This is a genomic window from Streptomyces griseoflavus (assembly GCF_014649995.1).
Lineage (GTDB): Bacteria > Actinomycetota > Actinomycetes > Streptomycetales > Streptomycetaceae > Streptomyces > Streptomyces griseoflavus.
Window position 1 is genome coordinate 164,483 of sequence record NZ_BMUC01000011.1, and the last position, 12,396, is coordinate 176,878.

Sequence of the window (12,396 nt, forward strand, 5' to 3'; positions counted from 1 at the left end):
TTTGTGCCCCCTGGGCTCGCAACCTTCTGATATCGGGTGAGACGAGCGGGATGCCCCGAAGGTTGCGGCTTTTCTCCGGCCGGTCGCCGGACCGGCCGGCATGGCACATCCTGAGGGGAAGCAACCGAATGGATGTCCCGTGCGTCCGCACCGGGAGGGCGCGACATGGATGATGCAGCCGCCGTACCGCACGGGGAGCGGCCGGCGGGCGTGCACGGCGGGGACGCCGAGGAGAGCCGGACCGCGCACCCGGAGCACCGCGTCGAGGACGCGCTCGCCGGTCCGGTGGTGGCGGCGGTCCAGGACGTCGGCGGGTACGGCGGCCTGGTCTACCTGCGCTCGCGCGACCGGCGCTCGCTGGTGCTGTGCGTGGTCTGCGGCGTCGCGAGGTCGCTGCTGAAGCCGTGGTGGCGGCTGCCCGTGGGCGGGGCGGTGCCCGCGGCCGAGGTGTACCGCAGGAGTGAGGAGCTGTGGCTGCCGGACGAGCGGGCGACGATGCTGCGTTTCCCGCAGTTCACCGCCGCCCTGCCGTACTCGTTCGCGCACGCCTACCGCCCCGTGCGGGTCGGCGGCGAGAACGTGGGCGTCCTGGCCGTGCTGCGCTCGGCCAGCCGGGAACCGGCGGACGAGAGGGCGGTGCGGGCGGCGCTGCGCGAGGCCGGACGGGACATGGAGGAGCGCCTGACCGAGTTCGCCCGGCGGATGCCCGGCGCCACGGACGCGGACGCGGTGGCCTACGGCATCGACTACGACGACCAGCCGGTGAACGTAAGGCTGCCCACTCCCCCGGCCCTCGCCGTGGAGGTGGGCATCATCGAGTGGGACCTGGACGGCGACCGCTGGTCCGGTGACGACGAGGCCCTGTCCCTGCTGGGCGTCACCCGGGCGGAGTTCGGCGGCACGGTGGCGGAGGTCGAGGCGCGGGTCAGCCCCGAGGACCTGTACGAACTGCGGGCGAGCCGGCGGGAGGCGGAGGAGACCGGCCAGGTCAGGGCCAGGCACTTCCGGGTCCTGGACCGGCCCGACGACGACCACCCCCGTTACCGGCCGGTGGAGCTGTGGGGCCACGTCGTACGGGTGGAGGGTGCCGCCCGCATCCTGGTGGGCGCCCTGGTCGACGCGGCCGGCGGGGTGACCGCGGCGGAGGCCGCGGAGCGCCTGCCGGACGGGCTGTTCTCCCTCGACCAGGACGGCCGGGTCATCTACGCCAACCGCCGCTGTCAGGAACTGCTGGGAAGCGGGCTGGAACGCCTGCTCGGCCACCACCCGTGGGAGGTGCTGCCCTGGCTGCGCGATCCGGCCTACGAGGACCGCTACCGGGCGGCGATGCTGTCGCAGGAACCGGTGTCGTACCTCGCGCACGCTCCCGAGGGCGTCTGGCTGGGCTTCGTCCTCTATCCCGGCGTGCACGGTGTGACGGGCCGCGTCTTCCGCACCGACGCCCCCGCCGGGGCGGACCCCGGCCGGATCCCGGTGCCCGTCACCGCGGGTGCCGGGACGCCGTCGGACATGGTCCCGCCGACCCGCGCGGGCGCCCTCTACCACGTGGTGCAGATGGCCAGCGTGCTGACCGAGGCGGTGACCGTGCGGGACGTGTGCCGGGCCGTGGCCGAGCAGTTGCTGCCCGGGTTCGGGGCGCAGGAGATCGCCCTCTACACGATCCGCGACGGGCGGATGTACCTGCTGTGGGAGTCCGGTTACCCGCGGCACTTCCTCGATCCGTTCGAAGGGGTCACGCTCGACGCGGACCTCCCCGGCGTGCACGCGCTGACCACGCGTCTCCCGCTGTTCTTCGAGTCGTCCGAGGCGCTGCTGGACACCTATCCCGAGATCGCCGTGGACGCGAAGAGCGCCTGGGCGTTCCTGCCGCTGATCGCCTCCGGTCATCCGGTCGGCTCCTGCATCCTCGGCTGGGACGCGCCCCACCGGTTCACCCCGGAGGAGCGCAGCGCGCTGACCGCGCTGGGCGGACTGGCGGCGCAGGCGATGGAACGGGCCCGTCTCTACGACGCCGAATCGGCCGTGGCACGGGGGCTGCAGGAGGGTCTGCTGCCGCACCGGCTGCCCGTCATCGACCGGTTGCGCACCACCGGCCGCTACCTGCCCGGTACTCAGGGCATGGCCATCGGCGGCGACTGGTACGACGTGATCCGGACGGGGCGCGGGGTGGCCCTGGTCATCGGGGACGTCGAGGGGCACAGCGTCGGCGCCGCGGCCGTCATGGGGCAGCTGCGCAGCGCGGTGCACGCCTTCGCGGCCAGCGGGCGTCCGCCGCAGGAAGTCATCACCCACACCAACCGGCTGCTGGCGGAGCTGGAGACGGATGTCTTCGCCACCTGCTGCTACATCGAGCTGGAACCGGCCACCGGCCGCGCCGTGGCGGTCCGGGCGGGTCATCCCCCGCCCCTGCTGCGTCACCCCGACGGGCGGACGGAGAGCCTGGAGCTGCCGGGCGGTGTGCTGCTCGGTGTGCAACCGGACGCCGACTACCCGGTCACGACGCTGACCCTGGCTCCCGGCAGTGTGCTCGTGCTGTACACGGACGGGCTGGTCGAGACGCCCGGAGGCGACATCGGGACGGGCATCGACGAGGTGCTCGACTGTCTCGCGGACAGCCGCACCGACTCCGTCGACGCCCTCGCCGACCGGCTGATCCGCTCGGCCCGCCGGACCGAGGACCGGCCGGACGACGTGGCTCTGCTGCTGACGGCGTACGACGGGGACACGGAGGTCTGAGACGGGCCGGGGCGACGCCGGACGCGCCGGGACGCCGGTGCGTGCCCGGCGCGCGGCAGGGGCCTCACAGGCAGTAGCGGACCAGCCACTCGTTGGGGTCGTAGGCGTGGCGGGCCGGGTCGGGGGCGGTGGCCGGACGTTCCTCGACCATGTCCTCCGGCCTGACCGGCTCCGGGAGACGTCCGAAGCGGGCGTGCCGCACGGCCGCCGTCGCGTCCTCGTCCTCGCGTGCGCGTACCGTCGTCCCCTGGTCCACGGCATCTCCCCTCGACGGCCGCTCGGCGCGTCCCCTCGGACAGCACCGCGGCCTCCCCGTCCAGTGTCACACACCGGCGCCCCGCCGGGACGTTCCGCGTCATACGTGTGACCGGGCCGGGATGCCGGGCCGGTGCGGCGACCCTGTAATGGAGGGGGGCCGAGAACGGCTCGGCCGGGCAGAGGAGAGCGCGCCCATGCCTTCGAGGCGCAGGGGGACGACGGGGGCGGGAACGGGGCCGGGGGCGGGGGTCCTGCGGCGGCTGGGCGAATGGTGCGCGCGGCACTTCGTCGTCGTGATCGTGGCGTGGCTCGTGGCCCTGGTGGTCCTGCAGGTCGCCAGCCGCTCGGCAGGCGGAACCTATTCCGACAACGTCACGCTGCCGGACGCCCAGTCCCAGAAGGGCGTCGAGGTCCTCCAGCGACACGATCCACAGGCCGGGGGCTACAGCAGCCAGATCGTCGTCCGGGACGACCAGCGGCAACTGACCGCTCTCGACAGCCAGATGTCCGCCGCGGTCGGCAACCTGGAGAAGCTGCCGCACGTCCTGTCGGCGCAGGACCCCCTGTCCGCCCCCTCCTCCGCCGGCCAGTCGGGGCCGAACGTCGGGCCGCTGTCGTCGGACGGGAAGACCGGCTACATCACGGTCCGTTTCGACGTCCAGCCCTCGACCCTCGGCGACGGCTACCTGCACGGCGTGGACGACGCCGTGCGGCCCCTGCGGGCAGCGGGGGCGCAGGTGGAGTACGGCGGGCCGCTGGGCGAACTGGCCCGGCCGGCACCCGACGACCGGGTGAGCGAACTGATCGGCTTCGGCGTCGCGATCGTGGTGCTGCTGATCGGCTTCGGCAGTGTGCTCGCCGCGGGGATTCCCCTGCTGACGGCCCTGATCGGCGTGGTCGGCGGTCTCGCCGTCCTGGGCCTGCTGGCCGCGGCGTTCACCTTCGCCACCGTCTCGCCGACGCTGGCGACGATGATCGGCCTCGGCGTCGGAATCGACTACGCGCTCTTCCTGACCACCCGCTACCGGCAGGACATCATGGACGGCACGGACCCGGTGCGGGCCGCCGGACATGCCACCTCCACCAGCGGGCGGGCCGTCCTCGTCTCCGGCTGCACGGTGGTCATCGCGCTGGCGGGCCTGTCCGTGTCGGGCGTGTCGTTCATCTCCAAGCTCGGACTGGCCGCGGCCGTCACCGTCGTCTCGGCCGTCGTCGGCGCGCTCACCCTGGTGCCGGCGCTGCTGGGGCTGACCGGAGGCCGCGTCGACCGGTGGCACGTGCGCCGGCCGGTGGCGGAGACCGACGCGGAGCCGGGCGCCGAACCGCGCGGCACCTGGCACCGGTACGCGCAGCGCGTGGAGCGCCGGCCGTGGTCCTACCTGGCGGCGGGCGTCGCCACGGTCGCCGTCCTCGCGATCCCGGTGTTCTCCATCCAGCTCGGCCACATCGGCGACGGCGCGGACCCCACGTCCTTCACGGACCGGCGCGCCTACGACCTGATGACCGACGCGTTCGGGCCCGGCTCCAACGGTCCGCTCACCGTCGTCGTCGACCAGTCCTCCGTACCCGGCGACCAGCGCCCGGACCTGGCGTCGCAGGCCCAGAAGACGCTGGACGGCGTGACGGGGGCGGCCGTCGTCACACCGCTCACGGCCACCCAGGACGGCGATGTGCTGGTCGGCACGGTGTACTCGTCGGCGTCCCCGCAGAGCGCCGCGACCACCGACCTGACCAACCGTCTGGTGGACGACACCCTCCCCGAAGCCGTGCGCGGCACGGACGCCCGGACGTACGTCACCGGGACGACCGCGGCGCAGGTCGACTTCCGCGACCTCGTCGCCGAACGGCTGCCGCTGATCATCGCCGTGGTGGTGGCGCTGGCGTTCCTGATCATCCTGGCGGTGTTCCGCGGGCTGCTGGTCGCCGTCAAGGCGGCGGTCCTCAACGTCCTGTCGATCACCGCGTCCTACGGCGTGGTCGTCGCCGTCTTCCAGTGGGGCTGGGGCGGGCCCGCGCTCGGGGTCTCCGGCACGGTGCCGATCGAGAGCTATGTGCCGATGATGATGTTCGCCATCGTCTTCGGCCTCAGCATGGACTACGAGATCTTCCTGCTCTCGCGCGTCCACGAGGCCTGGAAACGCACGGGGGACGCCGAGGCCTCGGTCGCCCACGCGCTGGAGATCACCGCGCGGGTCATCACCTGCGCCGCGCTGATCATGGTGAGTGTGTTCGCGGCGTTCGTCGTCAGTGAGAACGTCGTGGTCAAGATGCTCGGGCTGGGCCTGGCGGTCAGCGTCCTCATCGACGCCACCGTCGTACGGCTGCTGATGGTGCCCGCGGTCATGACCCTGCTGGGCCGCCACGCGTGGTGGACACCACGGTGGCTGGACAGGATCCTGCCGCACATCGACGCGGAGGGGCGGAGCGGGCCGGCGGCCGCGGACCGCCCCCCGTGGTAGCGGACTCCGCGGACGGGGCGCCGGGACGCGCGAGGCGGCAGGACCCGCGCGGGGTCCTGCCGCCGTGTACGTGGCGCGGAGGGATCAGGCGCTGCGCCGCACGCTCCGCAGGACGAAGAAGCCGAAGATCACCAGCACTCCGCCGAGCGCGGCCGGCCAGAGCTGCGCCCCGGTCTCGGCCAGGCTGCCGCCCTGGGCCTGCGCCCCGGTCCGGTCCTCGGCCCCGAGCTCCGGGAGGCTGCCGGGCACCTCGGCGGCCTGGGCCGCCTGGCCGCCGTCGTCCTTGCCGCCCTTGCCGCCCTTGTCACCGCCCTGGTTCCCGGCGCCGGTGTCCGCGGCCGGGGTCGAGGCCTTGACACCGGGCTGCTCGGTGGCGTCGCCGCCCGCGGGCTGCTCCGTGGCGGGGTCGTCGGCCGGGGCCCCGGACGGCTGCTCCTGACCGCCGTCGCCCTTGTCGCCACCCTTGTCGCCGCCGTCGCCCTTGTCGCCACCCTTGTCGCCGCCGTCGCCCTTGTCGCCATCCTTGTCGCCGCCGTCGCCCTGGTTGCCGTCGTCGCCGGGCTTGCCGCCGCCGTCGCCGCCCTGGCCCGGGTCGTCGGGCGTGGCCGTGGGCTGCGGCTGCTGGGGCTCCTCGCCCTGGTCGCCGCCACCACCGTTGCCGCCGTCACCACCGGCGCCCGCACCACAGGTGCGGCCCTCGTTGATGCACTCGACCATCTCGTTCATCAGGCCCTCGTCGAAGACGTTGATGAAGTCGCCGTGGTCCGTGATCGGCTTGTGCAGCTGCTCCGGGAAGGAGTCCACGGCGAACAGCGGCGTGGTCTTCCCGCCGTCGTTCAGGCTCGGCGCGTCGACGTCGTAGACGATGCGCTGCACCAGCTGCGGCACGGGCTTGAAGCCGGACGGGCAGTTGCCCTGGGCGTCCATGAACGCCATGTGCGTACGGTGGTTGGCGCTGTCGGTGTTGCGGCCGTCCCAGCAGCTCTGGAAGTCGAAGGTGCGCACCACGTCGCTGCCCTGCGGGCACAGCGGGTACTTGTCGGTCAGCTGCCGGTCCTCGAAACCGGTGCAGCTCCAGGACGCGTTGGCGTTGCCGGGGCCGTTGACGAACGACTTGGCGTCGCCTGTGATGATGCGCAGCAGCCGCGGCATGGCGGTGACCTCGCCCTGCGGGTTGCCCACGAACGTCAGGGTGACTTCCTTGGGCGTGACGATCTCGCCCACGTTGCCCTCGATGCCGCCGCCCGGCGAGTCGGCGTCCTGCTCCCGGACACCGTTCTGCAGGCGCAGCACCGGCCAGTAGTACGACGACCGGTCGCCCTGGTCCACGCAGCTGGTGTCCGCCTTGGCCAGGTCCTCGTCGCTGGAGAAGGCGTTGGTGACCTGGTTGCCGATGTAGTCGTGGAAGTGGTGGGCACCGTTGCTGACACCCGGGGCGGCGATCACGTTGTCCGAGTTGAACACGCCGTTCTCGTTGACACCGCACTCGCTGGTGAAGGTGCCGCGGGAGGCGTTGCCCGTCTGCTGGGGCCGGGAGACGTTGGGCTGGACGCTGTTGATGTCGACGTAGTCGCCGGCCACGGGTCCGTTGCCGGCCTGGCCGCCGTTCCCGCCCTGATCCTGGTCCTGGTCCTGGCCCTGACCGTCCTGGCCCTGATCCTGACCGCCCTGGTCCTGGCCGTCGCCCCCGTCGCCGCCCTGCTCGCCGTTGCCCTCCTGCCCGGCGTCCGGCTGCGCGGGGGCGTTGCCGGACTCGCGCACGGCACAGGCGGCGAGTTCGTCGAGGCCCTCGGGCCGGTCGCCCACCCGGTCGATCGCGGTGGCGATACGCGCGAGCGTCGCGGAACGCTTCTCCTTCAGCGGTCCCGCGATCGCGTTGTCGGCGAAGCCCGGGTCCTGCCGGAGAGCGTCGGCGGACTCCCCGATGCGCTTGTAGGCGTCGGCGATCTGCGCGTCCAGGGCGGCGAGTTCCTTGTCCACCTCCGGCCGCGCCTGCTCGGGCACCGAGGTCAGCCGGGTGGCCACGTCCGGGCAGTCGATCGTGGCGCCGGAGAGCACCCGCGCGTCGCCCGTGCCGCCCTCCTCCGTCGCGGAAGCGTAGACGTTGGCCGCCATCATCCCGCCTCCGCCCAGGATCAGGGCGAATGCGGCGAGCGTCGCGCGCTGTTTGGGGCGTCTGCGTGTGTTGCGTGCCAAGGCAGTACTCCTACGCTGTGTTGCGGGGGGTCGGCATGGGATTCCCACGCCCCATACGCAGAAGGGCCACCGTGTGTTCAACGGCACCGCGATTTCTTCCCCGGGTCCCGGGGAACGCGGCGCCCGGCAACCTCAGGTCCCCACCGGAGTCGGCACGCCCGGCGGGGACTTGAGGGGTGCGAGCGGCGAAGTGAGGCCAGGTCAGCCGAAGTTCACGTCACTGCACAGGAAGTACGTCTGGTCCATGTGCGAGGCCTGCCAGATCGTGTAGACCACGTGGCGGCCGCTGAGTCCGGACGTGCTCACCGGAATCGAGTAGTTCTGGGCGGGCGCGTACGAGCCCGTACTGGCCACCAGCCGCAGGTCGTTCCAGCCCATCGGCTGGGTGGCGGGGTCGAAGCCCTGCCGGGTGACGTAGACGCGGAAGTAGTCCGCGCCGTGGCTGGCCTGGTCGTACAGCCGGACCGTGAAGTTGTCGTCCACACTCGTCGTCTTCCAGGCGCCCACCGTGTCCAGGGAGTTGTAGCGTCCGCCCTCGGTGCGCCCGCCGCTGCACAGCTGGCCGTCGGGGATCACGGCCTGGAAGTTGCCCGCGGAGCCGTTGCGGTAGAGGCCGTTCCAGTTCCACATGGCGTTGGGGTTGTCCTGCCACGCCTGCCAGCACATGGGGTCCTGCTGGGCCATCGCGGGGTTCTGGAAGTCGCTCCCCCAGCGCTGCCAGCAGCCGTAGTTGCGGGACGCGGGGTCGACCACGGAGCCGTGGGCCACGGCGGTGCCGCTCCAGGGGATCAGCGAGAGCAGGGCCGCGACCACGACGGTCAGGACGAGCGAGAGGCGGGAGCGGACCGGTAACGCATCATGCGCATGCCAAACCATGAAATCCTTCTTTCCGCTGTGGGGGTCGTGGGGGTACGGGAGCGCGTCGCCCGGCTGCGCCGGTGGGAGCGCTCCCAGTGCACAGGCTGCGCCTCTCGCGACGGAGCGGCAATGCGCATTCGCGCCACTTCCCGGCGGGCCGTGGCGCGTTCGATGCCCTTCGACACATGCGGGCCCGGCCGCTCAGAGCCGGTCGAGGTCCCCTGTCGTACGCCCGAGGCAGACGACCGAATCGTCCAGCGGCGCGTCGATCTCCTCGAAGCCCATGCGGTCGTAGAAGGCCCGGGCGGGTGCGTTGGCCGTCACCATGACGAGGTGGACGGCGGGCACTCCCCCGTCCCGCAGCGCGGCGAGGAGGGTCCGCATCAGCTGCCGGCCGTGGCCTCGGCCCTGCCACTCGGGCAGCAGGTCGATGTGCAGGTGGGCCGGCCACGCGGCCAGTTCGGGGACGACCATGCGCTCGGGGTGGTGCAGCAGCCAGGCGATCTCCTCGTCCGGCGTCCGCGGGGGCCCGGACGGCTCGGGGTGACGATCGGCGACCAGGGGGAGCCACGCGGCCCGGAAGGCGCGGGCGAAGCGGGCCGTGTCGGCGGTTCCGACGACGTAGCCGACCGCCCGGCCCGTCCCGTCGTCCAGCACGAAGGCCAGTTCGGGCTCCAGGTGGACGTAGGGGGCCGCGAAGGTGGCGGGGAAGACGGCGGGGTCGCGGTAATGGGGACGGCTGTCCTGACCGATGTGCGCGGTGCGGACACAGATGTCGTCGAGGGCGGCCCGGTCCTCGCGGCGGTACGGGCGGATCCTGGGGGACTCGGTCATGCCAGGCATCCTGCCCTCTTGGGAGCGCTCCCACAAGCGGTGTGGCGGCGGCGCCCGGCGTCGCGGCCGGGGGCGTGACATCGCGGTCGCGGGTTACTCGTGGTCCATGAGGCTGCATATCCCGGGGCGGAACGACAGACAGGCCCACGAGAACGCGACGGACGAGCACCGCGCGGACGACGGGGCGCGGCGCGACGGACCGGACGCGCCCCGTCCGGCCGACGGGGCGCGGCGCCACGAGCCGGAGGAACCCGGTCCGAGCGACCGGGTGGAGCGGGCGGCGCCGGACTCCCTGACCAAGCTGCCGAAAGGGGCGTGGGGCGCGGCGCTGAAGGGCAGTCTGCGCGAGTTCAAGGACGACGAGCTCACCGACCGGGCCGCGGCCCTGACGTACTACGGTGTGCTGTCGCTGTTCCCGGCGCTGCTGGCGCTGGTGTCGATCCTGGGTCTCACCGGCAAGTCCACCACCGACAAGGTGGTGGACAACCTCCAGGAGCTCACCGCCCCCGGCGCGGCCCGCGACATCATGACCCAGGCGGTGGAGCAGTTGCAGGGCCGGGCGGGCATCGGCTCGCTCGTGGCGATCGTGAGTCTGGTGCTGGCCATCTGGTCGGCTTCGGGCTACGTGGCGGCGTTCATGCGCTCGTCGAACGCGGTCTACGACATGCCTGAGGGGCGCCCCGTCTGGAAGGTGCTGCCGGTACGGGTCGGGGTGACGGTCGCGCTGATGGTGATGGCCGTGATCAGCGCGCTGATCGTGGTGTTCACCGGCGGGCTGGCCCGGCAGGCGGGCGATCTGCTCGGGCTCGGCGACACCGCGCTGACCGTGTGGTCGATCGCCAAGTGGCCGGTGCTGGTCCTGCTGGTCACGATGATGATCGCGCTGCTGTACTGGGCGGCCCCCAACGCCAAGATCAGGGGCTTCCGGTGGATCACGCCGGGCAGTTTCCTGGCGCTGGTGATCTGGCTGCTCGCCTCCGCCGGGTTCGCCCTCTACGTCGCCAACTTCGGCTCGTACAACAAGACGTACGGCACGATGGCGGGTGTCATCGTGTTCCTGATCTGGCTGTGGATCTCCAACCTGGCCATTCTGCTGGGGCTGGAGTTCGACGCGGAGATCGCCCGGCAGCGGGCCATCGCCGGGGGGCATCCGCCGGAGGCGGAGCCGTACACCCGGCCGCGCGACACGCGGGCCTGGGACGAGCAGGACCGGCGACGCCTGGACGACACCTGAGGGGACCGGCCGGCCTCACCGAGGGCCGCCCCGGCGCCTGCGGCTGCCGGGGCGGCCCTCCTCAGTCCGTCAGGCCCGCCGCGAGCGTGGCGCCCAGTTCCCAGCAGCGCTCGGTGGCGGCCTTGTCGGGCTCGCCGGTGACGGTCACCGGCTCCGCCGCGCGGCGCCAGCCCAGCCCCGTCGTGATCGTCTCGATGCCCCGCAGTGCGCCCGTGACGTCGCTGCCGCCGTGCACGTAGTACCCGAAGGGGCGGCCCCGGGTGGCGTCCAGGCACGGGTAGTACACCTGGTCGAGGAAGTGTTTGAGGGCGCCCGACATGTAGCCGAGGTTGGCCGGGGTGCCGAGGAGGTAGCCGTCGGCCTCCAGCACGTCGGTGGCGGTGGCGGACAGGGCGGCCCGCCGCACCACCCGCACGTCCTCGATCTCCGGGGCGGTGGCACCGGCCAGGACCGCTTCGAACATCGCCTGGCAGTTGGGTGAGGGCGTGTGGTGGACGATCAGCAGAGTGGGCACATGCCGACCCTGCCGTGCCGGTCGCCGCGCCCGCAAGCCGGGGCCGTTGTGAGCGGAGGGCCGGGGGTGGCACGATGCCCGGCATCGGTACTGCGGAGACGGGGGTGTGTGGTGGTCGACGAGGGTCACGGGTCACCGGCGGCGGCGGTGTTCGACGCGCTGGGCGGCGAGTACGAGAAGGCGTTCGCCTCCTCGGCGGCGCATCGCGCGTCCCTGGGATGGCTGCTCGGACGGCTGGCACCCGGGAGCAGGGTGCTGGACGTGGGCAGCGGCACCGGCCGCCCCACGGCCGCCGTGCTCGCCGGAGCCGGGCACCGGGTGCTGGGCGTGGACGTGTCGCCGGTGATGGTGGAGATCGCCTCCCGGCAGGTTCCCGAGGCCGAGTTCCGCTGCGCGGACGTCCGCCGGACGGCTCTGGAGGACGGCTCCTTCGACGCGGTCTGCGTGTACTTCGCGCTGCTGCAGATGCCCCGGGCGGAACAGTCCGCGCTGGTGCGCCGGCTGGTACGGGCGCTGAGACCGGGTGGCCTGCTCGCGCTGGCCACCGTGCCGCTGGACGTCGAGGAGTTCGACGGAGTGTTCATGGGACAGCCCGTACGGGTCACCAGTTTCGCGGCGGAGGACCTCGTCGCCCTCGTACGCGAGGCGGGGCTGACGGTCGAGTCGCAGGAGAGCGTGATGTTCACCCCGAGCCACCCCGACGCACGCCCCGAACCCCACCTCTTCCTGCACTGCCGCCGCGAGCCCGCGCGGGGCGCCGGCTGACGGCCGGGCGGGGCGGTGCGTCGGTGTCCTGCCCGGCCGGCGGGGCTCCGCGTGCGTTCCGGGCGGTGGGCGCCGCGGCGCCGGCGGGCTTGCGGGTGACGCGGACACGGCGCCGGTACGGGAAGGTGCCCCGCGTGGGGTCACGGCAGGGGCTTCGGCTCCTTCCGGTCGGCCTGGAGGTCCGCGAGGAGTTCGGCCTGGCCGGCCAGGACACCGGAGAGGATGGTGCGGGCCACCCGGAGCAGTTCCGCCACGTGCGGGCTGGTGAGCGAGTAGTACACGGTCGAGCCCTCCTTGCGGCCGACCACCAGGTTGGCCCGCCGCAGCACCGCGAGCTGCTGCGAGAGGTGGGCCGGCTCGATGCCCACCTCGGGGAGCATCTCCGCGACCGCGTGCTCGCGCTCGCTGAGCAGTTCCAGCACGCGAATGCGGGCGGGGTGGCCCAGGGTCTTGAAGAACTCGGCCTTCAGCTGGTACAGCGGCGTGGTCATCGTGCCGTCCCCTTTCCGGCGCGGCAGCACGGCCCGGACGGCCGGTCCTCG

The 12,396-nt window shown here is 72.8% G+C and carries 10 protein-coding genes; 4 read left to right on the forward strand and 6 right to left on the reverse strand.

Annotation, left to right across the window (positions count from 1 at the left end; genetic code table 11):
• Nucleotides 1–165: 165 nt before the first annotated feature.
• Nucleotides 166–2,736 (forward strand): SpoIIE family protein phosphatase, encoded by a 2,571-nt coding sequence (locus tag IE172_RS35155; RefSeq protein WP_190099227.1) that lies wholly within the window; start codon nt 166–168, stop codon nt 2,734–2,736.
• 64 nt (nt 2,737–2,800) lie between these two features.
• Here the strand turns inward: IE172_RS35155 and IE172_RS23245 are convergent, their stop codons facing one another.
• Nucleotides 2,801–2,992 (reverse strand): hypothetical protein, encoded by a 192-nt coding sequence (locus IE172_RS23245; RefSeq protein WP_190099228.1) that lies wholly within the window; start codon nt 2,990–2,992, stop codon nt 2,801–2,803.
• A 196-nt stretch (nt 2,993–3,188) separates the two neighbouring features.
• Here IE172_RS23245 and IE172_RS23250 point away from each other — a divergent pair, with 196 nt between their 5' ends.
• The gene (locus IE172_RS23250) at nt 3,189–5,453 is read left to right on the forward strand and encodes an MMPL family transporter (RefSeq protein ID WP_190099229.1); all 2,265 of its coding nucleotides are present in this window, start codon (nt 3,189–3,191) and stop codon (nt 5,451–5,453) included.
• Between the two features lie 84 nt (nt 5,454–5,537).
• On the opposite strand, the gene IE172_RS23255 is transcribed toward IE172_RS23250, so the two are convergent.
• From IE172_RS23255 to IE172_RS23265, 3 genes are all read right to left on the reverse strand, one after another.
• Nucleotides 5,538–7,568 (reverse strand): DUF1996 domain-containing protein, encoded by a 2,031-nt coding sequence (locus tag IE172_RS23255; RefSeq protein ID WP_190099299.1) that lies wholly within the window; start codon nt 7,566–7,568, stop codon nt 5,538–5,540.
• Between the two features lie 282 nt (nt 7,569–7,850).
• Complete coding sequence (locus tag IE172_RS23260; protein WP_190099230.1) at nt 7,851–8,525, reverse strand: lytic polysaccharide monooxygenase auxiliary activity family 9 protein; 675 nt, start codon at nt 8,523–8,525, stop codon at nt 7,851–7,853.
• 183 nt (nt 8,526–8,708) lie between these two features.
• Complete coding sequence (locus IE172_RS23265) at nt 8,709–9,341, reverse strand: GNAT family N-acetyltransferase (protein WP_190099231.1); 633 nt, start codon at nt 9,339–9,341, stop codon at nt 8,709–8,711.
• Between the two features lie 106 nt (nt 9,342–9,447).
• Here IE172_RS23265 and IE172_RS23270 point away from each other — a divergent pair, with 106 nt between their 5' ends.
• Nucleotides 9,448–10,575: a YihY/virulence factor BrkB family protein gene (locus IE172_RS23270; RefSeq protein ID WP_190099232.1), complete on the forward strand. Its 1,128-nt coding sequence runs from the start codon at nt 9,448–9,450 to the stop codon at nt 10,573–10,575.
• 61 nt (nt 10,576–10,636) lie between these two features.
• Here the strand turns inward: IE172_RS23270 and IE172_RS23275 are convergent, their stop codons facing one another.
• A complete protein-coding gene (locus tag IE172_RS23275; protein WP_190099233.1) occupies nt 10,637–11,089 on the reverse strand; it encodes a flavodoxin family protein in 453 nt (150 codons plus the stop codon).
• Between the two features lie 111 nt (nt 11,090–11,200).
• On the opposite strand from IE172_RS23275, the gene IE172_RS23280 reads away from it, so the two are divergent.
• A complete protein-coding gene (locus tag IE172_RS23280; protein ID WP_229886311.1) occupies nt 11,201–11,854 on the forward strand; it encodes a class I SAM-dependent methyltransferase in 654 nt (217 codons plus the stop codon).
• 140 nt (nt 11,855–11,994) lie between these two features.
• Here the strand turns inward: IE172_RS23280 and IE172_RS23285 are convergent, their stop codons facing one another.
• Complete coding sequence (locus IE172_RS23285; protein WP_190099235.1) at nt 11,995–12,345, reverse strand: ArsR/SmtB family transcription factor; 351 nt, start codon at nt 12,343–12,345, stop codon at nt 11,995–11,997.
• Nucleotides 12,346–12,396 lie beyond the last annotated feature (51 nt).

What these genes read in the sequence shown, in the direction of transcription:
- IE172_RS23270 (WP_190099232.1), top strand. Translation starts at nt 9,448, where the DNA reads ATGAGGCTGCATATCCCGGGGCGGAACGACAGACAGGCCCACGAGAAC.
- IE172_RS23260 (WP_190099230.1), bottom strand. Translation starts at nt 8,525, where the DNA reads ATGGTTTGGCATGCGCATGATGCGTTACCGGTCCGCTCCCGCCTCTCG.
- IE172_RS23255 (WP_190099299.1), bottom strand. Translation starts at nt 7,568, where the DNA reads ATGGCGGCCAACGTCTACGCTTCCGCGACGGAGGAGGGCGGCACGGGC.
- IE172_RS35155 (WP_190099227.1), top strand. Translation starts at nt 166, where the DNA reads ATGGATGATGCAGCCGCCGTACCGCACGGGGAGCGGCCGGCGGGCGTG.
- IE172_RS23265 (WP_190099231.1), bottom strand. Translation starts at nt 9,341, where the DNA reads ATGACCGAGTCCCCCAGGATCCGCCCGTACCGCCGCGAGGACCGGGCC.
- IE172_RS23285 (WP_190099235.1), bottom strand. Translation starts at nt 12,345, where the DNA reads ATGACCACGCCGCTGTACCAGCTGAAGGCCGAGTTCTTCAAGACCCTG.
- IE172_RS23250 (WP_190099229.1), top strand. Translation starts at nt 3,189, where the DNA reads ATGCCTTCGAGGCGCAGGGGGACGACGGGGGCGGGAACGGGGCCGGGG.